Origin of the sequence: Streptomyces sp. NBC_00582, from assembly GCF_036345155.1 — a bacterium.
Classification (GTDB): Bacteria; Actinomycetota; Actinomycetes; order Streptomycetales; family Streptomycetaceae; genus Streptomyces.
The window spans coordinates 172,612-193,756 of record NZ_CP107772.1; the positions used below are offsets into that span (position 1 = coordinate 172,612).

Consider the following 21,145-nt stretch of genomic DNA (forward strand, 5'->3'; position numbering starts at 1 on the left):
GCGCCCGACAGCTCCGCCGCCGGCGGGGGCCCGCACCACGCGCAAGGAGAAGTGATGAGCCTGCTCCGACAGCAGGGATCCACCGCGACGGCACCCCCACGTGCCGTCCCCGCGAAGGGACTTCGCACTCCCGTGGCGGGCCGGCGCCCCGGCGGGCTGTCCGCCCGCACCCGGCACAAGGGCATGGGCCTGCTGCTGGTCAGCCCGTTCCTCCTGCTCTTCCTGGCCTTCCTGGTGGCCCCCCTGTGCTACGCCTTCTGGCTCAGCCTGAGGACCTCCACCCTGGTCGGCGGCGACCACTTCAGCTGGTTCGCCAACTACAAGCAGACCTTCACCGACCCGCAGTTCCTGTCCGGCGTGCGCAGAGTCGTCGTCTTCGGTGTGGTGCAGATCCCGCTGATGCTCGGCCTCGCCCTGCTGGGCGCGCTGATCATCGACGAGGTCACCAGCCGCCTCGCCAAGGTCTTCCGCATGACCCTGTTCATGCCGTACGCCGTGCCCGCGGTGATCGGCGCCCTGATGTGGGGCTTCCTCTACAGCCCGACCTTCGGCCCGGTGAACTCGATCAGCCACTCCCTCGGCCTCGGCAAGGTCGACCTGCTCTCGCACGATCTGATGCTGACCTCGCTCGGCAACATCGTGACCTGGCAGTGGACCGGCTACAACATGATCGTCCTGTACGCCGCCCTGCAGGGCCTGCCCCGCGAGGTCTACGAGGCGGCGAAGCTCGACGGCGCCGGCCAGCTCCAGACGGCCCTGCGCATCAAGATCCCGATGATCTCCTCGGCGATGGTGCTCACCCTGATGTTCACCCTCATCGGCACCCTGCAGTTCTTCACCGAACCGCGGGTCCTGGAGCACAGCGCCTCCTCCGTGATCACGCCGGACTACACCCCCAACCTGTACGCCTACAACCTGGCGTTCCAGTACTCGGAGTTCAACTACTCCGCCGCCATCTCCTTCTCCCTCGGAGCGGTGGTCTTCATCGGCTCCTACATCTTCCTGTTCGTTGCGCGCAAGAGGAGCGGACTGAAGTGACCACCGCCGCAGCCACCGCCCTGCCCGTCTCCCGCCGTGCCTTGGCCGCGCGCGGACGCGTCACCGTCAACGTGGTGATGGTGGCGATGATCCTGTACTTCCTGCTGCCGTTCTGGTGGCTGGTCGTCGCCGCCACCAAGGGCAACGACGCGCTGTTCTCCACCGCCGCCCTGTGGTTCCACTCGCCGGGCTCCTTCTTCACCAACCTCCGGCAGCTGTTCACCTACAACGACGGCGAGTACCTGCGCTGGATGGGCAACACCGCGGTCTACGCCGGTGTCAGCGGCGTCGGCGCCACCGCCGTGGCGACCCTCGCGGGCTACGCCTTCGCCAAGTACCGCTTCCCCGGCCGCAACCTGCTCTTCTCCAGCCTCCTCGGCGCCATCATGGTGCCCGCCACCGCGCTGGCCATCCCCACCTATCTGCTGCTGAGCAAGGTGGCGCTGACCAACACCATGTGGGCGGTCATCCTGCCCCAGCTGCTCAATCCCTTCGGCGTCTACCTCGTACGGGTCTACGTCCAGGAGTCCCTGCCGGACGAGCTGCTGGAGGCGGCCCGGATGGACGGGGCCGGCGAGCTGCGCGTGCTGTGGTCGGTGGCGCTGCCGACCCTGAAGCCGGCGCTCGTGACCGTGCTGCTGTTCTCCATGGTCGGCACCTGGAACAACTTCTTCCTGCCGCTGGTGATGCTCAACAACGACAAGCTGTTCCCGCTCACCGTCGGCCTGCAGTCCTGGTACGAGGGCGCGTTGATCCAGTCCGGCGCCAACGCGCTGTTCACCCTGGTCATCGCCGGCTCCCTGGTCGCGATCCTGCCGCTGATCGTCACCTTCCTGCTCCTGCAGCGGTACTGGCGCGGCGGTCTGACCGTCGGAAGCCTCAAGTGACCTGCCTCAAGTGACCTGACAGGGCCGCCAGTTCACCCCCCCCTTTTCGCGCACCTCCCGGAGCGACCTTCATGCTGCACGCCTCCCTGACCGTCGACCCCGCCTTCCGCGTCGCCGACGTGAGTCCCCGTACCTTCGGCTCCTTCGTCGAGCACCTGGGCCGCTGCGTCTACACCGGCATCTTCGAGCCCGGCCACCCGCTCGCCGACGAGGACGGGCTGCGCCGTGACGTCCTGGACCTGGTGCGCGAGCTGGGCGTGACCGCCGTGCGCTATCCCGGCGGCAACTTCGTCTCGGGCTTTCGCTGGGAGGACAGCGTCGGCCCGGTCGCCGACCGCCCCACCCGCCTCGACCTCGCCTGGCACAGCACCGAGACCAACGCCTTCGGCCTGCACGAGTTCCAGCGCTGGGCCCAGAAGGCCGGCGTCGAGCCGATGATGGCCCTCAACCTCGGCACCCGGGGCGTCGCCGAGGCCCTGGACCTGCTGGAGTACTGCAACCACCCGGGCGGCACCGCCTGGTCCGACCAGCGGATCAAGAACGGCGCCCCGGACCCCTTCGGCATCCGCATGTGGTGCCTGGGCAACGAGATGGACGGCCCCTGGCAGACCGGCCACAAGACGGCCCAGGAGTACGGCCGTATCGCCGCCGAGACCGCACGCGCGATGCGCATGGTCGACCCGAAGCTCGAACTGGTCGCCTGCGGCAGCTCCAGCTCCGCGATGCCGACCTTCGGCGCCTGGGAGGCCACCGTCCTGGAGGAGGCGTACGACCAGGTCGACTACATCTCCTGCCACGCCTACTACGAGGAACTCGACGGCGACCTCGGCAGCTTCCTGGCCTCCGGCGTCGACATGGACCACTTCGTCGACTCGGTGGTCGCCACCGCCGACCACATCCGGGCCAAGCTGCGCCGCAAGAAGCGGATCAACCTCTCCTTCGACGAGTGGAACGTCTGGTACAATACCCGGTTCGAGGCGGCGGAGAAGCCCACCGAGTGGGCCGTCGCGCCGCGCGTGATCGAGGACGAGTACAACGTCGCCGACGCGGTCGTCGTCGGCGGGCTGCTGATCAGCCTGCTGCGGCACAGCGACCGGGTCACCGCCGCCTGCCTCGCCCAGCTCGTCAACGTCATCGCCCCGATCCGCAGCGAGGCGGGCGGCCCGAGCTGGCGGCAGACCACCTTCCACCCCTTCGCCCAGGCGGCCCGGCACGCGCGCGGCACGGTCCTGCGGGTGGAGCCGGTCGCGCCGACGTATGAGACGCAGCGTTTCGGCGAGGTCTCCGTCGTCGACGCCGTGGCCACGCACCTCGCGGAGGCGGACGGCGCCGACGAGCTCACCGTCTTCGCCGTCAACCGGCACCAGAGCGAGAACGTCGAACTCGCCCTCGACCTGCGGGCGTTCCCCGGCTACACCCCCGTGGAGCACTCGGTGCTGAGCGACCCCGACATCCGCGCCGCCAACACCCAGGACGACCCCGACCGCGTCCGCCCGTACACCGCCGGCACCGGTTGCGTCACCGGCGGCCGCCTCACCGCGACCCTGCCGCCCGTCTCCTGGAACGTCGTCCGGCTGCGCCGCGCCGGCTGACCCACCCCCTCGGACACCCGCCGTTCCGCCCCTATTCCTCCTCCCCGGGGGAGCGGCGGGTCCCGCACCACCCCCTCTTCCCGGACATTTTCTTGGGAGCCGCCCATGTCCACCACCAGGGAAGGCGCCGGATTCCGCGCCGTACCCCGCACCCAGGCGATCACCCTGCTGCTGGCCCTGCTCGCAGCCGCCGTCGCCCTCGTCCTCCCCGCCTCCGGCCAGGCGCACGCGATCTCCCGCGCCTCCCAGACGATGTACACCCCGCCGTCCGGCACGCCCTCACCCGGCTCGCTCTACCCCCGGGCGGTCCGGCTGCAGTACAGCGGATCCTCCAACGGCACCCTGCTCGCCACCTTCGAGCAGTACAGCTCGGGCACCCCCGTCTTCCCGGTCTACCGCAGCACCGACAACGGCAACAGCTGGACGCAGATCTCCAGCATCAGCGACACCCACAACGGCTTCGGCAACCGCTACCAGCCGTTCCTGTACGAACTGCCGACCCAGATCGGCAACTTCCCGGCCGGCACGATCCTCGCCGCCGGCAACTCCATCCCGAACGACCTGTCCTCCACCGAGCTGGACCTGTACGCGAGCACCGATCACGGCGTCAGCTGGTCGTACGTCAGCACCATCGCGCAGGGCGGCGAGGCCGACCCGACCAACGGCAAGACCCCGGTGTGGGAGCCGTTCCTGATGGTGTCCGGCTCGAAGCTGATCGTGTACTACTCCGACCAGCGTGACCCGAGCTACGGCCAGAAGATCGTCCACCAGGTCTCCACGGACGGCCTGACCTGGGGCTCCGTGGTGAACGACGTCGCCACCTCGACCTACGGCGACCGTCCGGGCATGCCGGTCGTCGCCAAGCTGCCCAACGGCAACTATGTGATGACGTACGAGTTCTGGGGCGCCCCCGAGGGCGGCTTCGCCGTCTACTACAAGATCTCCTCCGACCCGGAGGCGTTCGGCTCCGCCACCGGCATCGCCCTCAAGGCGACCGACGGCACCCAGCCCAAGAGCTCCCCGTACATCACCTGGCTACCGACCGGCGGCGCCAACGGCACCCTGGTGGTCAGCGCCAACAGCAGCGACGACCTGTTCCTCAACACGCAGAACGGTGCCGCGAACACCTGGACGCGCATCGCCTCCACCGTCCCCGGCGGCTACAGCCGCGGCCTGCTCCCGCTGGCCGACGGCCACAGCCTGCTGGTCCTCAGCGGCGGCCACCTGACCAGCACCGGCCTCAACCCGGTCACCTACGGCACGATCGACCTGGGCGGCGGCATCTCCGACGGCGCCACCTACACCCTGTCCAACGCCAACAGCCACCTGATGCTGGCCATCGCGGGCGGCTCCACCACCAACGGTGTGGGCGCCACCCAGCAGAATGCCGACAACGCCACCGACCAGCGGTGGAAGTTCGTCCAGCAGACCTCCGGCTACTTCAAGATCTTCAACGTGGCCAGCAACAAGGTCCTCGGCGTGCAGAACCAGTCCACCGCCAACGGCGCCAAGGTCCTGCAGTGGGACGACAACGGCACCCTCGACCACGAGTGGGCCCTCGCCCCGAACCCGGCGGGCGGCTTCACCGCCACCAACCGGATCAGCGGCAAGTACCTGGAGATCCCCAGCGCCTCCACCACCGTGGGCACCGCCGCCGGGCAGTGGTCCGACACCGGCTGCGCCTGCCAGCGCTGGAACCTCACCCAGACCGCCCTGCCCACCCTGTCCACCGGCCAGTACCGGCTGGTCAACAAGAACAGCGGCAAGTTCCTGGAGATCCCCGGCGCCTCCACCACGGCGGGCAAGCAGGCCGGCCAGTGGGTGAACACCGCCAACAACTGCCAGCTGTGGACGTTTACGTCGCAGAGCGGCGGGGCGTGGACCGTGAAGAACGTCAACAGCGGTCTGTTCCTCGACAACAACGGCTCGGCCTCGGCCGGCGCGGCCGTCGTCCAGAACGCGTCGTCGGGCGCGAGCTCCCAGAAGTGGACGCTCACGGACGCGGGAGGCGGCTACTTCAAGCTCGTCAACTCCGCCAGCGGCCTGGTCGCGGACGTCGCCTCCGCCTCCACCGCCAACGGAGCCCTGATCGTCCAGTCGGCGGACAACGGCGCCGACGACGAACTGTGGCAGGTCGTGCGGGTCAACTGACCCGCCAGGGGGCCCGGTCGCGGCCGGGCCCCCACCCCTTTGTCCAGCATCCCGAACGATGACTGTCATACCGAACGAGAGGGAGGGGTCGCCCGTGTCTGAAGAAACCTGTGTCGTGGGCGTCGACTTCGGAACCCTGTCCGGCCGTGCCGTGGTGGTACGGGTCGGCGACGGCGCGGAACTGGCCTCGGCGGAGCACGTCTACGCCCACGCCGTCCTCGACCGGAACCTGCCCGACGGCACCCGGCTGCCCCCCGACTGGGCCCTGCAGGTGCCCTCGGACTACATCGACGTACTCCGCAACGCCGTACCCGAGGCTCTCGCCCGCGCCGGAGTGCGGCCGGAGCACGTCATCGGCATCGGCACCGACTTCACCGCCTGCACGGTCCTGCCGGCCCTCGCCGACGGCACCCCGCTGTGCGAACTCCCCGGCCTGGACAACCGTCCGCACGCCTACGCCAAGCTGTGGCGCCACCACGCCGCCCAGGGCCAGGCCGACCGGATCAACGCGCTGGCCGCCGAGAGGAAGGAGCCCTGGCTGGAGCGGTACGGCGGGAAGATCTCCTCGGAGTGGGAGTTCGCCAAGGCGCTCCAGGTCCTGGAGGAGGATCCCGAGATCTACCGGCGCACCGAGCGCTGGCTGGAGGCGGCCGACTGGATCGTGTGGCGGCTGTGCGGGACGTACGTCCGCAACGCCTGCACTGCGGGCTACAAGGGCCAGTACCAGGACGGGAGTTATCCCTCGCCCGAGTATCTGGCGGCGCTGCACCCGGACTTCGCCGGCTTCGTGACAACCAAGCTGGACCAGCCGATCGGCCGACTCGGCGACCCGGCAGGGGTGTTGACTGCCGAGGCCGCCGCCTGGACCGGGCTGCCGCAGGGCATCACCGTCTGCGTCGGCAATGTCGACGCCCATGTCACCGCCCCGGCGGCGGTCGCCGTGGAGCCGGGCCAGATGGTCGCCATCATGGGCACCTCCACCTGCCACGTCATGAGCTCCGACCGGCAGGGTGTCGTGCCCGGCATGTGCGGGGTCGTGGACGGCGGCATCCTGCCCGGACTGTGGGGCTACGAGGCCGGGCAGAGCGGTGTCGGCGACATCTTCGCCTGGTTCGTCCGCACGGGCCTGCCCGCCGAGTACGCCGAGCGGGCGGCCGCGGCCGGCCAGAGCCCGCACGAGTACCTGACCGCCCTCGCGGCCGGGCAGAAGGTGGGCGAACACGGCCTTCTCGCCCTCGACTGGCACAGCGGCAACCGGTCCGTCCTGGTCGACCACGACCTCAGCGGCCTGCTGATCGGCCAGACGCTCTCCACGCGCCCTGAGGACGTCTACCGCGCCCTGCTGGAGGCCACCGCCTTCGGCACCCGCACCATCATCGACGCCTTCGAGTCCGCGGCCGTACCCGTGACGGAACTGATCATCGCGGGCGGCCTGACGAAGAACGCCCTGCTCATGCAGATCTACGCCGACGTCACGCGCCGCCCGCTGAGCATCATCGGCTCGGCCCAGGGCCCGGCCCTCGGCGCCGCGATGCACGCCGCCGTGGCCGCCGGGGCGTACCCCGACATCCGCGCCGCGGCCCACGCCATGGGCAAGGTGCACCGCCGGGTCTACCTCCCGGACCCCCAGCGGGCGGCGGCCTACGAGCGCCTCTACCGCGAATACCGCGTCCTGCACGACTACTTCGGCCGCGGCACCAACGACGTCATGCACCGCCTGCGCCGCATGCGTGCGCAGACCTCCGCCTGACCCACTGTGAAGGGAATGCTCATGACCAGTTCCGAAAGGCCCTACGACAGCCAGGAGATCTGGTTCCTCACCGGAAGCCAGGGCCTGTACGGCGACGACGTGCTGCGCCAGGTCGCCGACCAGTCCCGCAGCATCTGCGAGACCCTCGGCCGCCCCGGGAAGGTCCCGGTCAGGATCGTGTGGAAGCCGGTGCTGACCGACGCCGAGTCGATCCGCCGGATGTGCCAGGAGGCGAGCACCTCCGACACGTGCGTGGGCGTGATCGTGTGGATGCACACCTTCTCCCCGGCGAAGATGTGGATCGCCGGACTCAGCGCCCTGGACCGGCCGTTGCTGCATCTGCACACCCAGTACAACCTGTCGCTGCCCTGGCCGAGCATCGACATGGACTTCATGAACCTCAACCAGGCCGCCCACGGCGACCGGGAGTTCGGGCACATCGAGTCCCGCGTCGGCGTCGACCGCAAGATCGTCGCCGGTCACGCGACCGACCCGAGGGTGATCCGGCGCATCGGGGCCTGGGCCCGGGCCGCCGCCGGCCGCCACGCCTCGCGGACGCTCCGGCTCGCCCGCTTCGGCGACAACATGCGCGACGTCGCCGTGACCGAGGGCGACAAGGTGGAGGCCCAGCTGCGGTTCGGCTTCTCCGTCAACACCTACGCCGTCAACGACCTGGTCGCCGTGGTCGACGACGTCGAGGACAAGGCGGCGGCCGAACTCGCCGACGAGTACGTGCAGTCGTACGACGTCGTCCCGGCCCTGCGCCCCGGCGGTGTCCGCCACGACTCGCTGCTGTACGCGGCCCGTCTGGAACTCGGTCTGCGCACCTTCCTCGACGAGGGCGGCTTCACCGCCTTCACCACCAACTTCGAGGACCTCGGCGGCCTGCGCCAGCTGCCCGGCATCGCCGTCCAGCGCCTGATGGCCGACGGCTACGGCTTCGGCGGCGAGGGAGACTGGAAGACGTCGGCCCTGCTGCGCACGATGAAGGTCATGGGCGCCGGACGCCCCGGCGGCACCACCTTCATGGAGGACTACACCTACCACCTCGGCCCCGGCACCCCGCGCGTCCTGGGCGCCCACATGCTGGAGGTCTGCCCCTCCGTGGCCGCCGACCGCCCCCGCTGCGAGATCCACCCCCTGTCCATCGGCGGCCGCCAGGACCCGGTCCGCCTGGTCTTCAACGCCTGCGCGGGGCCCGCCGTGGTCGTCGGCCTCTCCGACCTCGGCGACCGCTTCCGCCTCACGGCCAACGCCGTCGACGTCGTCGCCCCGAGCGAACCCCTGCGTCGGCTGCCGGTGGCCCGGGCCGTATGGCAGCCGCGTCCGTCCCTGGCGGAATCGGCGGAGAGCTGGCTGCTGGCCGGCGCCCCGCACCACACCGTGCTCAGCTCGGCGGTCGACGTCGAGACCCTGACCGACTACGCCGCCATGACCGGCGTCGAACTGCTCACCATCGACGAGAACACCACCACCGAGCAGTTCGGCAAGGAAATCCGCTGGAACGCCGCCTACCACCGCCTCGCCCAGGCCCTGTGACGAAGGAGACCACGATGTCCACAGTTGTCCGCCAGGGCCTGCGCGAAGAGGTACTGGAGGCGAACCTCGCCATCCCCCAGGTCGGCCTGGCGACCCTGACCTGGGGAAACGTCAGCGGCGTCGACCGCGAGGCGGGGGTGTTCGTCATCAAGCCCTCCGGGGTCCCCTACGAGGCCCTGACCCTGGCCGACCTGGTGACGGTCCGCCTGTCCGACGGCGCGGTGGTCGAGGGCGATCTGCGCCCCTCCACCGACACCGAGACCCACCGCTGCCTGTACCTGGCGTTCCCGTCCGTCGGCGGCGTGACCCACACCCATTCCACCCACGCGGTCGCCTTCGCCCAGGCCCGCCGGGACATCCCCGTCCTCGGCACCACCCACGCCGACACGTTCAACGGCCCCGTGCCGGTCACCCGCGACCTCACCGTGGAGGAGTGCGCGAAGGACTACGAGTACCACACCGGCCACGTCGTCGTGGAGCTCCTCGGCGGCGACGACCAGCGGGCCCTCGAGGTCCCCGCCGCCCTCGTCGCGGGCCACGGCCCCTTCACCTGGGGCGCCACCGCCCGCGCCTCCCTGGAGCACGCGATCATCTGCGAGGCCGTCGCCGACATCGCCCTGCACACCATGTCCCTGTCACCGACGAGTCCGCCCCCCGCCCACCTCCTGAACCGCCACTACACCCGCAAGCACGGCCCCGACGCCTACTACGGCAATCCGGCCGCCCCGGTGATGCGGTGACGGTGGTGCACAGAAGCCGCGTATACGCGGTACTGATCGACACGCCCGATGCCGAGGCCGCCCGGGCGGCGGAGTTCTGGGCGGCGGCTCTCGGTGCGACGGCCCGACCGTTCCCACCGGCACCGCAGTTCACCACGCTCCACCAGGCTCTGCCAGGGCTGATCACCGCGGTCCAGGCGGTCGACGACGCCCCTCGTATCCACCTCGACATCGAGACCGACGACGTCGAATCGGAAACCGCGCGCTTGGTCGCCCTGGGCGCCGAGCAGGTTTCGCGGTGGCAGGAGTGCCGTGTGCTGCGCGTGCCGGGCGGTCATGTGCTGTGCGTCCTACCGGTGGAGAGCGACCCCGACACGTTCCGGGCACGGGCCACCGTGTGGCCATGACGAGTACGCCGGCGGTCTCGGGCGGGCGGCCCGCCGATCCGCTCGGCGAGGACGGACTCCATCGGGCGGCGGTGAGGCAGCCACCGCCCACCGCGAGGTCCGGGTCCTTGGGCGGACCCGGACCTCGGGGCGCCTTCCCGTCCCCACGGAGGGCGCCCCGCGGCGGGCCCGGTTACGGAACCGGCGCGTCGTGAACGGTGCGCGGGGTTCCCGGCCCCACCCACCAGACACCACCACCCGCAGCTTCGCCTTTTCACCTCAACCGCAACGTCGCGTCCGGCCGCGGAAGCGATGAGTCCGGCTGCGGATCGCGGTCTCAGCACCGTAGACAACCGATGGGAGCGGACATGGACAAGCTGAATCAGGTGGCCGACGGCGTCTGGGTCCGGCAGAGCGAGTGGGTCTGGAGCAATTCCGTCGTGGTGCGCGGGGAGGACGGGCTGATCCTGATCGATCCCGGCATCGACGGCTCCGAGCTGGACCAGCTCGCCGATGCCGTGGACCAGCTCGGCATCCCGGTGGCCGCCGGGTTCTCCACCCATCCCCACTGGGACCACTTGCTCTGGCATCCGCGGTTCGGCGACGTGCCGCGCTACGCGACCCCCGCCGCCGCCCAGGTAGCCGGTGAAGCCCGGGAGCGGGCGCAGGCGATGGCGGCGCAGAGCGCGTCGGGCATCCCGCTGGAGCTGATCGCGCTCGTCACCCCGCTGCCCGCGGACGGCGGCCCCGTGCCGGGCGAGATCGTCGAGCATCGGGCGCACGCTGTCGGCCACGCCGCGATCCTCCTCCGGGACCATGGCGTCCTGCTCGCCGGCGACATGCTCTCCGACGTCCTGATCCCGCTCTTCGACGTTCGCCAGGACGATCAGGTGAACGCCTACGAGACGGCACTCGACCGGCTGGACGAGGCCGCCCGGCATGCCGACGTCGTCATCCCCGGCCACGGCGCGGTGGCCGAGGGCCCCCAGGTGGCCGCCCGCCTCGCCGCCGATCACGCCTACATCGACGCGCTCCGGCGAGGAGAGGAACCCGCCGACGCGCGCCTTGGGCCGCACGCGGACTGGCTCTCCGGCCCCCACCGGTCGAACCTGGAGCAGGCACGAGGGCGGTAGGGCCTTACATCGCCCTGATGCCGGGCCGTACGGCGTCCCGGCGCGCTCCGGGCCGCCCTGCCGGCCGTGCAGCCCGTGCAGCCCGTGGCGGCGTCCACGCCGGTGGAGGTCGGACTCGCGTACGCCGCGACTAGGCGCGAATGGCCTCGCGGGCGGCCGGGGGTGCCTCTGTGTTCTTCGTCGAGCCGGTGGGCGGCCTCGGTCCGAGGTTCGATCTTCTTCGTGGGGCATGAGACTGTCTGGTCGTGCCGGAGATGACGAGTGGGTGGGAGGCGGCCCTGTCCGGGGCGTCGTCTCCTTCGTGGACGGAACGTGTTCGCGCCGGGCGTGACCTTGCTTCCTTCGCCGATGTTCCTGAGGCCGCGGAAGTGCTGGTGGGGCTGCTGCTGGACGTCGAGGACACAGCGGTGACGCGACAGACGGCAAAGGCGCTGGCCCGGGTGGGGACGGTGGCCGCGGTGAGGCTCATCGCTCTCGCGGTTGTCGAGGCCGACGGCAACCAGGCTGACTGGATGCAGACCGGAGTGCATGACGGGCTCATGGGATCGGACGGTGGGCCGGACGTCGCAGCGGCCTGCGTGAAACTCGCCCGGGACCGGGATGAGGCTGTCCGGCGGGGTGCCTCGGAGATCTCGGCGTGGACAGACGGCACAAGGTGTTGACCTGAATCGGCCTGCCGGTGGTCCGGTTCCCATGCAGCCGTCGCCCGGGGAAGGCGTTTCTGGGCTGACGGGACACCCTCGAACCGGGCCCAAAAGAACGCTCAGGCGGTTGCCGGCCTCGCGTCCCCGTCGGACTGCGATGCCGCGGCGGGAACTTCCCGGCCGGCCGGGTCGGATCGGTCGGCGACCCAGCTCAGCAGCATCCCGAGGGCCTCAGCCGTCGGGGAGCCGGGCCGCGGCAGGTAGGTGAGCAGTGAGCGATCGGGGCGGGCGGGCACGGTCAGCATGTGGTAGTCGAACTCGAGCGTGCCGACGAGCGGGTGCACGATGCGGGTGACGCCCAGCCGCTTCTCCCGTACGTCGCCGGTCGCCCACATCCGCCGGAACGGCTCGCTGCGGATGGCCAGCTCACCGACCAGCGCGGCCAGCTCGGCGTCGTCGGGCCGGCGCCCGGTGAGCAGGCGCAGCTGGGCGACGGTCTCCGCGGCGATCGCCTCCCAGTTCGCGTACCGGGCTCGGGCCTCTGGGCGCAGGAACATCTCTCGGGCCGCGTTGCGGGGCTGCGGCATGCCGCTCACGTCGAACACGGCCTCGGCCGCGGCGTTGGCCGCCACGATGTCGAGGCGGGCGCCGAGCAGCAACGCCGGCGCGTCCCCCATGGCTTCCAGCAGCCGGACCAGCGGCTCGTCGGGCACCGCTCTCGATGCCCGCGGCGTGGTTCTCGCCTTGGTGTCGGCTCGACGCGGACGGGCCAGGTTGCGAAGGTGCTCGGCCTCCACGTCCGAGAGGGCGAGTGCCTGTGCGACGGCGTCGAGCACCTGGTCGGAGACCTGCGGGGTACGCCCCTGCTCCAGGCGTTGGTAGTAGTCCGGGCTGACACCGGCGAGCAGGGCGACCTCCTCGCGTCGCAGTCCCGGTACCCGCCGCCGCGTGAGGCTGGGGGGCAGCCCCGCCTGTTCGGGCGTGATGCGCTCGCGTCGGGTGCGCAGGAATTCACCGATGGTCGTCTCCATCTCATCGACGGTACGCCGCCGCCGGCACCCCTGCCTGGCCCTGCTGGACCCAGGTAGGAGCGGACCTTCCTCGCGGCTCACCGGTGGACGAACGTCGGACCCGCGCCTTCCGCACGGGACGCGCGGAGAGGGAGACAGGACAGATGCGTGCAGCAGTAGTCAGGGAGTTCGGCGGCCCCGGGGCGATCGAGGTCGTCGAGGTGGCGACGCCCGAGCCGGGGCCCGGAGAGGTACTGGTCAAGGTGGCCGCCGCCACGGTCAACTTCGCCGATGTCATGGTGCGCACGGGGCTCAACGTTCAGTACGGCGCCACCGCGGCGCGCCCGCAGTTCGGCCTCGGCACGGATGTGGCCGGCACGGTCGCCGCGCTCGGCGAGGGGGTCACCCGATTCGCCGTCGGCGACCCTGTGCTCGGCACGCAGGAGCGGCTGGACCGGCCGCTGGGCACTCAGGCCGAGTACGTCGTACTGGAGGAGTGGGAACTCGCCCCGGCGCCGGATGGAGTCGACCTGGTGCACCTGGCCACGGCCGGGCTGAACGCGACCACCGCCGACCAGGCGCTGGACGCGCTGGCTCTGGAACCGGGGCAGTGGCTGCTGGTGTCGGGCGCCGCCGGCGGGGTGGGGCTCTTCACGGTCGAACTCGCTCGGCTGCGGGGGCTGAACGTGATCGCCCAGGCCGGACCGGCCGACGAGAAGCTCGTCCTGGGGGCCGGTGCGCAGCTTTTCGTCTCGCGCGAGGACGACCTGGTGCCCACGGTGCGCCGACTGGTACCGGGCGGTGTGGACGGCGCGGTCGACGCGGCCAACCTGGCCGCCGGGGCGGCGGACGCCGTACGGCACGGCGGTGCGTTCGTGTCGCTGCTCAACTCCGCGCCCATGGCACGCCGCGAAGTGCGGATGATCAATATGGCGTGGCACACCGACGCCGGGCGCCTGGCCAAGCTGGCGGCCTACGCGGGCGCCGGTCTGATCAGCCTGCGGGTGGCGAAGACCTGTCCGCTGGAGCAGATCGCCGATGCCCACCACGCCCTTGCCGCGGGCGGGCTCCGCGGCCGGATCGTCTTGGTCCCCGACCACGCGTGACAGGAGTCTGGTCGCGATGCGGCGATTCGAGGGGCGCACGGTGATCGGCACGGGGGCTCCACCGGCCTGGGGCTCGCAGCCGCCGAGCTTCCGTCGCCGAGGGTGCCACCGTCCGCCTTGTCGTCCGCCGGAAGTCTGCGGGTGATCTCGCGGCCGCCAGGCTGAGTCCTTCCGCGGTCGCGGTCCGCGCCGACGTGACCCTCAACGACGTTCTCGCGGCTCCCGGCGAGCTCATCGACCACCGAGTCGATGGGGCAGCCCCAATAGGGCTGTGCCCTATAGCAGGCCGTGATCGCCTCGCGCTTCCTCCGCCACGGCTCCCAGGAGGCGAGCCCCTCCAGGTAGGGCCGTGGGGCGCCCGGCAACCCGTTCGGACTGCCATGGTGTGAGCGCGTTGACGTGAGCGGGCCAGGCCGCGAAGGGGCTCGGTCTCCCTCTCCGAGAGGACGAGCGCCTGTGCGACGGCAGCGAGCACCTGGTCAAAGACCTGCGCGGTACGCCCCTGCTCCAGGCGTTGGCGGCAGTCCGGGCCGACCACGGCGAGCAGGGCGGCCTCCTCGTCTCCACCCCGTCGACGGTACGCCGCCGTCGGCAGCCATGCCTGGCCCTGCTGGACCCAGGTAGGAGCGGACCTTCCTCGCGGCTCACCGGTGGACGAGCGTCAGACTCCGCGCCTTCCGCACGGGACGCGCGGAGCGGAAGAGGAGTTCTCCATGGCACTTCAGGATCAGTCAGCCCCCGTGATCGAGCGGGACCTGTTCATCGGCAACGAGTGGCGTCCGAGCTCGGAGGGCCGCTCGCAGTCGCTGGTCAACCCGGCGACGGAAGAGGAGTTCGGCAGGGTCGCGCTGGCGTCGAGTGCCGACGTGGACGCCGCGGTGCGGGCCGCGCGGGCCGCGTTCGACGAGGGGCCCTGGCCCCGGCTGTCCGTGAAGGAGCGGGCCGACTACATGCTCGCGCTCGCCGACGAGATCGAGCGGCACGCGGACGCCATCACCGAGGTGGTGACGGCCGAGACCGGGCTGGTCCTCGGTGCCGCCCGCGGCAACCCGCTGGCCTTCGCCGGCCTGCTGCGCTACTACGCGAGCCTCGCCGACTCGAGAGAACTCCACGAGGTCCGCACCGGCCTGACGGGCGCCACCGCGCGCATCGAGAAGCGGCCCGTCGGTGTCGTGGCCGCGATCGTGCCGTGGAACGCGCCGCTCGGTCTCGCCGCGTTCAAGCTTCCGCCGGCGCTCCTGGCCGGCTGCACGGTCATCATGAAGCCGTCCGACTTCTCGCCGCTGAGCGCCGGCTACGTCGCGGACGCCGCACTCGCGGTCGGCCTGCCGGCCGGTGTGATCAACGTCCTCACCGCCGGTCCCGGGCAGAGCCAGGAACTCGTCAGCCACCCGGGCGTGGACAAGGTGACGTTCACCGGATCGACGGGCGTCGGGCGCGCGATCGCCGCGGCCGCGGCGCCCACGCTCAAGCAGGTCACGCTCGAACTCGGCGGCAAGTCCCCGGCGGTGATCCTGCCGGACGCGGATCTCGACCGGATCGTCTACACGCTCACGATCAACGTCTGCAACAACAACGGCGCGGTGTGCACGAACCCGAGCCGGCTGATCGTTCCGGAGAGCCGCAAGGACGAGATCGTCGGAGCCCTGGCCGCGTCGTTCGCGGGTGTCAAGGTCGGGGATCCGACCGACCCGGACACGACGGTCGGCCCCATGATCAACAAGGCCCACTACGAGAAGGTGCTCGGCTTCTTCGAGACGGCCCGGCAGGAAGGCGCGGCCTTCGCCGTCGGCGGTGGCCGCGCGCCCGGGTTCGACAAGGGCTACTACGTCTCACCGACCATCATCACCGACGTGAGGCCCGGCTCCCGGGTCGCACAGGAGGAGATCTTCGGCCCGGTGACCGCGGTGCTCACCTACCGCGACGAGGACGAGGACGAGGCGATCCGGCTGGCCAACGACACCGAGTTCGGGCTCAACGCCGCCGTCTTCAGCAGCGACGAGCAGCACGCGCTCGAGGTCGCCCGCAAGATCCACAGCGGTACGGTCTCGATCAACAACGGCATCACCATCGATCTCGGGGTGCCGTTCGGCGGCGTCAAGCAGTCGGGCTACGGGCGCGAACTGGGCCCCGAGGGCCTCGACGCGTTCTACAACACGCACGCGATCTTCCTCGACGGCGAGCCGGTCGTGACGCTCTAGCGTCATGCAAGCTGCGGCCGATCACTCGCGTCGGGGGGCAAGTGATGTGGGGTGAACTCTTGACGTGCGCTCGGCGTATGCGTGCACAATGACCGCGCGGTCAGACCGCGCGGTCATTCATTTGACCTCGTTCGATGGCGAACGCTCGGCCATGAGGAGACTTCATGACAACTGGAGTGGAGCGCGGTGTCGCCTCCTCCGCGCCACGCAGTGAGGACGTGGCCAGGCTGGCCGGTGTCTCACGCAAGACGGTCTCCCGGGTCCTCAACAACGAGCCGTACGTCTCCGACGAGTCCCGCCGACGGGTCCTGGCGGCCGCCGAGGAACTCGGCTACCGGCTGAACCACGCGGCCAGGGCACTTGCATCCGGCCGTACCCGGTCCATCGGTGTGGTCGCTCTGGCGACAGCCGGGTACGGAACCGCCTCCCTGCTGGTGGGCATCGAACAGGCCGTACGGGACGCCGGTTACGCCCTGCGTGTGGTCAACACCCCGGACGGAGACCCGCACAGCATCGCCGGCGCGGTGGAGTCACTCCTGGAGCAGGGCGTGGACGGCATCGTCGTCTCCGTACCCGTCGTCGAGGGTGAGGTCCCGCTCGGCGTCGATGTGCCGGTCCTCTTCGTCGGAGCGCCCCCCGCCTTCACCGCCGCCCGGACGCTGACCGTCGGCGTGGGTGCCCATGAGCTGGCCCGCGCGGCCACCGAACACCTGCTGGACCTCGGACACGCGACCGTCCATCAGCTCGCCGGTCCGCGCCGGTGGTACGCCACCAAGGACCGCATCGAGGGATGGAGGGCGGCGCTGGCGGCCCGGGGCGCGCATGAACCGCCCGTGCTGAACGGTGACTGGTCGGCGGCCTCCGGGTATGCCGCGGGCCTCGGGCTGGCCTCGGACCGCTCGGTGACCGCGGTGTTCGCCGCGGGTGACGAGATGGCCATCGGACTGATCCACGGCCTGCGGGAAAGCGGTCGTCGTGTGCCGGAGGACGTCAGTGTCGTCGGTTTCGACGGCAACCCCGTCTTCGCCTACGTCTCCCCGCCCCTGACCACCGCCCGTCAGCCCTTCGAGGCGGCGTCGAGCGAGGGAATCCGGCTTCTCCTCCACGCAATGGAGAAGCCCGATACCGAACTGCCGCCGGCGAACGACCCACCCGTCGAACTGATCGTCCGCGGTTCCACTGCTCCTCCGCCCTCTCTCTGACCCACTCCGCCCCCGTGCCACTGCTGTGGCGCACCCACACGCCGGGGCACTCCACCTCTGCCGGCGCGCTTGTCGCCACGCCCCCACGCTCGCGGCCGCGCCCGGCAGCGCCCGCCCGGTTGTCCCCCGGGTGACGCGCCCCATGAACTCCGCCGCGTCACTCCGAGCCGTTCCGGGCCGGCGGACACCGAAACACACCTTTCCCTTTCCCTTCCCCTTTCCCTTTCCCTTCCCCTTTCCCTTCCCCTTTCCCTGGGAGCCGCAATGTCCCCTGCGCAGACAGGCGCCAGACCCGGCGCCGCTCCGCGTTCCCGTCCCCTCTCCCTCTGGTCCGTGGCCTTCGTCCTGCTCGTCGCGGCGATGACCATGGTCCTGCCCGTCGGCCGGGCGGACGCCCTGGCCCGTCCTTCGCAGACGATGTACACCCCGCCGTCGGGTGCGCCTTCGCCCGGGTCGCTCTACCCGCGGGCGATGCGTCTGCAGCACAACGGCTCCGCCAACGGCACCCTCCTCGCGACGTTCGAGCAGTACACCTCGGGCACACCGGTCTTCCCGATCTACCGCAGCACGGACAACGGCAACTCCTGGTCGAAGATCTCCGAGGTCGCCGACACCCAGAACGGCTGGGGCATGCGCTGGGAGCCCGAACTGTTCGAACTGCCCACTGCGGTGGGCGGCTTCCCGGCCGGCACCGTCCTGGCCGCCGGCGCCTCGGTCCCCTCCGACCGCTCGGCCATCAAGATCGATGTCTACGCCAGCACCGACCGCGGACAGACCTGGACCTTCGTCAGCAACATCGCCACCGGCGGCCCGGCGTTCGACACGAACGGCAACGGCAACACCCCTGTATGGGAGCCGTTCTTCCTCTACGCCAACGGCAAGCTGATCGTCTACTACTCCGACCAGCGCGACCCCGACCACGGCCAGAAGGTCGTGCACCAGGTCACCACGGACCTCCACACCTGGGGTCCGGTCGTGGACGACGTGGCGATGCCCACCTACAGCCAGCGCCCGGGTATGCCGACCGTCGCGAAGCTGCCCAACGGCAACTACGTGATGACGTACGAGTACGGCGGCTCCCCCTCGGGCAACTTCGCCGTCTACTACAAGATCTCCGCCGACCCGGAGGCGTTCAACTCCGTCACGGGCATTCCCCTGCGGTCGACGGACGGCACGGTGCCCACCAGCACCCCGTACATCACATGGCTACCCACCGGCGGTCCGAACGGCACGCTGGTCGTCAGCGCCTACAGCACCAGCGACCTGTTCCTCAACACCCAGAACGGCGCCGCGGACACCTGGACGCGCATCAGCTCCACCGTGGCAGGCGGCTACAGCCGCGGCATGGTGGCGCTGTCCGACGGCCACAGCCTGCTCGTGCTCAGCGGCGGCAACGGCGGCAGCAACCTCTCCAACCCCGTCACCTACAGCACCATCGACCTGGGCGGCGGCATCTCGGACGGTGCCACCTACACCGTGTCGAACGCGGGCAGCAACCTCATGCTGAGCATCGCGGGCGGCTCCACAGCCAACGGCACCAACGCCACCCAGCAGAACCCCGACAGCGCCACCGACCAGCAGTGGCGCTTCGTGCAGCAGAGCTCCGGCTACTTCAAGATCCTCAACGTCGCCAGCGGCAAGGTCCTCGGCGTGGAGAGCCAGTCCACCGCCGACGGAGCCAAGATCCTCCAGTGGGACGACAACGGCACCCTCGACCACGAATGGGCCGTCGCCCCGAACCCGGCCGGCGGCTACAGCCTCACCAACCGTGTCACCGGCAAGTACCTGGAGATCCCGAACGCCTCCTCCACCACCGGCACCGTCGCCGGCCAGTGGAGCGCCACCAGCTGCGCCTGCCAGCGCTGGAACGTCACCCAGACCGCCCTGCCGCCGCTGGGCACCGGGCAGTACGTCCTCGTCAACAAGAACAGCGGCAAGTACCTGGACATCCCGCAGGGCTCGACCGCCGCCAACACGGCGGCGCAGCAGTGGCAGAACTCGGCCTGTTCCTGCCAGCTGTTCACCTTCCAGTCCGCCGGCAGCGGAGCCTGGACCATCAGGAACGTCAACAGCAACCTGAATCTGGACATCCGTAACGGCTCCACCACCGCCGGAGCCGCCGTCGTCCAGAACACGCCGTCCACCGCGAACTCGCAGAAGTGGACCCTTGCCGACGCGGGCAACGGCTACTACGAACTCAAGAACGTGGGCAGCGGCTTCAACGCAGGCGTCGCCCAGTCCTCCACCAGCAACGGCGCGGCGGTCGTGCAGTGGAACGACCTGAACATCGACGACCAGTTCTGGAAGATCGTCCGCATCAACTGAACGGCTGCGGATGACGCGGAGGGCGGGCGTGCACCCACGCCCGCCCTCCGGCCTCGGGGGGCGGCCCCGAGTGCCGGACCGGCAGGCTCTGTCCGTCTTCAACGGCGGCTCGTCGCCGGGGCTGTGGCGCCGCAGTCGGCTCATACCGCTCTTGCCCGGGCCGCATGCGCCGGCTGACGGCACCGGGAAACCGGGCACGAGTTGCTGGACCCTTCGCGGACGGCCGGACGGGTTCGCGGACGGCCGGACGGGTTCGCGGACGGCCGGCGTACGCGTCAGCCGGCCCGCAGACCGACCGCCAGCGTCAGTTCGAGGACCCGGTGTGGCGATGCGAGGTCCGGAAACAGTTCCCGCAGCTGCGACATCCGGTACCGGACGGTCTGGGGATGGACGTACAGCGCCGCCGCCACCTCGTCCCGTCTGCCCTGGTGCAGCAGCCACTCCCGCAGCGTCTCCTCCAGCCGCCGCGCGGTCGCGACGGGCAAGGTCCGCAACGGTGCGAGGGCCCGGGCACGCAGGTCTGCGAACGCGTCCACGTCGGCGCTCAGCACCAGCTCGGGCAGGTGGTCCTCGGTGTCGCGGATATCGCAGGAGAGGGAGCGCGCGCGGAGGGCTCGCGCGTAGGAGGCGGACGCGCGCGTCCATGGCCGGGCCGGGCCGACCACGGCGGTGCGGTCGGTCAGCTGCCGCAACAGATGTGATCGGTCGGCATCGGGGACGAGCAGCACGCCGACGGTGTCCGGCAGATCGTCGAGGACGAGGGTGCCCGGGTCGAGCGCGCGGTAGGCGGGCCGGGCCTGGGCGGCGGGCAGCAGGACCGCGGTCAGCGAAACCGGGGGCTGCCACCCGGCCCGTTGGGCGGAGGCCAGCAGGACGTCCGGGCCCGCGCCGGCGAGGAGGTCGCGGGCCAGGTGTTCGAGGTGGCGCTCGTGGGCCCTGCCCCGGGCGGCCAGTTCGTCGGCGTGGCCCGCGGCGCTCGCGGCGGAGAGCTCGTCGATGTAGGCGAAGGTCAGCTCGGCGAACTTGGCGACCTCGGCGGCGGGCAGACCCGCGGGGACGGCACCCGCCGCCAGGCATCGCCAGGCCACGCGGGCGCCGACGCGGTAGGCGCTGAGCAGGGCGTCCATCGAACGGCCGTCGCGCACCTCGCCCCGGCCCAGCTCGTAGGCCGCGTCGCCGGCGTCGCCGCCTGTGGCGTTCCCGCTCGCGAGGTCCAGGTAATGCCCCAGGGCGGTGCGCACGGCCCGGCGGATGGTGCCGCCCATGCTGCCCGAGAGGGCGCCTGCGTAGGGAGGGACCTCGTCGATGATCGCCTGGACGACCTCGTCGGCGGTGGTCTTCAGCGCGGACCGAAGCGCGGTGACCGTCGTCTCGTCCAGGGCCAGTTCGCTGGCCCTCCGGATTGCATGGCTCACGTTTTTGTTCCCTGCGAACAATTCCACCCACCAGATTTACGTCCTGC

At 70.8% G+C, this 21,145-nt stretch carries 16 protein-coding genes; 14 read left to right on the forward strand and 2 right to left on the reverse strand.

Annotated features, from left to right (window positions below; genetic code table 11):
• The first annotated feature begins 54 nt into the window (after positions 1-54).
• The 10 genes from OG852_RS00860 to OG852_RS00905 all read left to right on the forward strand — a co-directional run bounded on the left by OG852_RS00860 (position 55) and on the right by OG852_RS00905 (position 11,857).
• Positions 55-1,038 carry a carbohydrate ABC transporter permease gene (locus OG852_RS00860; RefSeq protein WP_330346817.1) on the forward strand — a complete coding sequence of 328 codons (984 nt, stop codon included), beginning with the start codon at positions 55-57 and terminating at the stop codon, positions 1,036-1,038.
• Positions 1,035-1,925 carry a carbohydrate ABC transporter permease gene (locus OG852_RS00865; RefSeq protein ID WP_330346818.1) on the forward strand — a complete coding sequence of 297 codons (891 nt, stop codon included), beginning with the start codon at positions 1,035-1,037 and terminating at the stop codon, positions 1,923-1,925. The genes OG852_RS00860 and OG852_RS00865 overlap by 4 nt, the downstream gene beginning before the upstream one ends.
• A gap of 71 nt (positions 1,926-1,996) precedes the next feature.
• The gene (gene arfA / locus OG852_RS00870) at positions 1,997-3,517 is read left to right on the forward strand and encodes an arabinosylfuranosidase ArfA (protein ID WP_133916223.1); all 1,521 of its coding nucleotides are present in this window, start codon (positions 1,997-1,999) and stop codon (positions 3,515-3,517) included.
• A gap of 105 nt (positions 3,518-3,622) precedes the next feature.
• Positions 3,623-5,668, forward strand: a complete 2,046-nt coding sequence (locus OG852_RS00875) for an RICIN domain-containing protein (RefSeq protein ID WP_330346819.1) — start codon at positions 3,623-3,625, stop codon at positions 5,666-5,668.
• A gap of 58 nt (positions 5,669-5,726) precedes the next feature.
• Complete coding sequence (araB, locus tag OG852_RS00880) at positions 5,727-7,418, forward strand: ribulokinase (RefSeq protein WP_330346820.1); 1,692 nt, start codon at positions 5,727-5,729, stop codon at positions 7,416-7,418.
• Positions 7,419-7,439: 21 nt separating this feature from the next.
• Positions 7,440-8,957: an L-arabinose isomerase gene (gene araA, locus OG852_RS00885; protein ID WP_330346821.1), complete on the forward strand. Its 1,518-nt coding sequence runs from the start codon at positions 7,440-7,442 to the stop codon at positions 8,955-8,957.
• Between the two features lie 14 nt (positions 8,958-8,971).
• Positions 8,972-9,697, forward strand: coding sequence for an L-ribulose-5-phosphate 4-epimerase AraD (gene araD / locus OG852_RS00890; RefSeq protein ID WP_133916219.1), 726 nt, complete (start codon positions 8,972-8,974; stop codon positions 9,695-9,697).
• A gap of 5 nt (positions 9,698-9,702) precedes the next feature.
• The gene (locus OG852_RS00895) at positions 9,703-10,083 is read left to right on the forward strand and encodes a VOC family protein (protein WP_330346822.1); all 381 of its coding nucleotides are present in this window, start codon (positions 9,703-9,705) and stop codon (positions 10,081-10,083) included.
• A gap of 347 nt (positions 10,084-10,430) precedes the next feature.
• Positions 10,431-11,195, forward strand: a complete 765-nt coding sequence (locus OG852_RS00900; RefSeq protein WP_330346823.1) for an MBL fold metallo-hydrolase — start codon at positions 10,431-10,433, stop codon at positions 11,193-11,195.
• 254 nt (positions 11,196-11,449) lie between these two features.
• Positions 11,450-11,857, forward strand: a complete 408-nt coding sequence (locus tag OG852_RS00905; protein WP_330351370.1) for a HEAT repeat domain-containing protein — start codon at positions 11,450-11,452, stop codon at positions 11,855-11,857.
• 101 nt (positions 11,858-11,958) lie between these two features.
• Here the strand turns inward: OG852_RS00905 and OG852_RS00910 are convergent, their stop codons facing one another.
• The gene (locus tag OG852_RS00910; protein WP_330346824.1) at positions 11,959-12,870 is read right to left on the reverse strand and encodes a helix-turn-helix transcriptional regulator; all 912 of its coding nucleotides are present in this window, start codon (positions 12,868-12,870) and stop codon (positions 11,959-11,961) included.
• 143 nt (positions 12,871-13,013) lie between these two features.
• Here OG852_RS00910 and OG852_RS00915 point away from each other — a divergent pair, with 143 nt between their 5' ends.
• The 4 genes from OG852_RS00915 to OG852_RS00930 all read left to right on the forward strand — a co-directional run bounded on the left by OG852_RS00915 (position 13,014) and on the right by OG852_RS00930 (position 19,683).
• Positions 13,014-13,955 carry an NADP-dependent oxidoreductase gene (locus OG852_RS00915; RefSeq protein WP_133916213.1) on the forward strand — a complete coding sequence of 314 codons (942 nt, stop codon included), beginning with the start codon at positions 13,014-13,016 and terminating at the stop codon, positions 13,953-13,955.
• Between the two features lie 713 nt (positions 13,956-14,668).
• Positions 14,669-16,156, forward strand: coding sequence for an aldehyde dehydrogenase family protein (locus OG852_RS00920; protein ID WP_330346825.1), 1,488 nt, complete (start codon positions 14,669-14,671; stop codon positions 16,154-16,156).
• Positions 16,157-16,320: 164 nt separating this feature from the next.
• Positions 16,321-17,358: a LacI family DNA-binding transcriptional regulator gene (locus tag OG852_RS00925; RefSeq protein WP_330346826.1), complete on the forward strand. Its 1,038-nt coding sequence runs from the start codon at positions 16,321-16,323 to the stop codon at positions 17,356-17,358.
• Positions 17,359-17,622: 264 nt separating this feature from the next.
• A complete protein-coding gene (locus tag OG852_RS00930) occupies positions 17,623-19,683 on the forward strand; it encodes an RICIN domain-containing protein (RefSeq protein ID WP_330346827.1) in 2,061 nt (686 codons plus the stop codon).
• Between the two features lie 275 nt (positions 19,684-19,958).
• On the opposite strand, the gene OG852_RS00935 is transcribed toward OG852_RS00930, so the two are convergent.
• A complete protein-coding gene (locus OG852_RS00935) occupies positions 19,959-21,098 on the reverse strand; it encodes a PucR family transcriptional regulator (protein ID WP_133916209.1) in 1,140 nt (379 codons plus the stop codon).
• Positions 21,099-21,145 lie beyond the last annotated feature (47 nt).

Bases quoted from the DNA above. Each gene is read 5' to 3' on its own strand.
- OG852_RS00905 (WP_330351370.1), top strand. From the start codon at position 11,450: ATGACGAGTGGGTGGGAGGCGGCCCTGTCCGGGGCGTCGTCTCCTTCG.
- araA (WP_330346821.1), top strand. From the start codon at position 7,440: ATGACCAGTTCCGAAAGGCCCTACGACAGCCAGGAGATCTGGTTCCTC.
- OG852_RS00915 (WP_133916213.1), top strand. From the start codon at position 13,014: ATGCGTGCAGCAGTAGTCAGGGAGTTCGGCGGCCCCGGGGCGATCGAG.
- OG852_RS00920 (WP_330346825.1), top strand. From the start codon at position 14,669: ATGGCACTTCAGGATCAGTCAGCCCCCGTGATCGAGCGGGACCTGTTC.
- OG852_RS00925 (WP_330346826.1), top strand. From the start codon at position 16,321: ATGACAACTGGAGTGGAGCGCGGTGTCGCCTCCTCCGCGCCACGCAGT.
- OG852_RS00860 (WP_330346817.1), top strand. From the start codon at position 55: ATGAGCCTGCTCCGACAGCAGGGATCCACCGCGACGGCACCCCCACGT.
- araB (WP_330346820.1), top strand. From the start codon at position 5,727: ATGACTGTCATACCGAACGAGAGGGAGGGGTCGCCCGTGTCTGAAGAA.
- OG852_RS00875 (WP_330346819.1), top strand. From the start codon at position 3,623: ATGTCCACCACCAGGGAAGGCGCCGGATTCCGCGCCGTACCCCGCACC.
- OG852_RS00900 (WP_330346823.1), top strand. From the start codon at position 10,431: ATGGACAAGCTGAATCAGGTGGCCGACGGCGTCTGGGTCCGGCAGAGC.
- OG852_RS00910 (WP_330346824.1), bottom strand. From the start codon at position 12,870: ATGGAGACGACCATCGGTGAATTCCTGCGCACCCGACGCGAGCGCATC.
- arfA (WP_133916223.1), top strand. From the start codon at position 1,997: ATGCTGCACGCCTCCCTGACCGTCGACCCCGCCTTCCGCGTCGCCGAC.
- araD (WP_133916219.1), top strand. From the start codon at position 8,972: ATGTCCACAGTTGTCCGCCAGGGCCTGCGCGAAGAGGTACTGGAGGCG.
- OG852_RS00930 (WP_330346827.1), top strand. From the start codon at position 17,623: ATGTCCCCTGCGCAGACAGGCGCCAGACCCGGCGCCGCTCCGCGTTCC.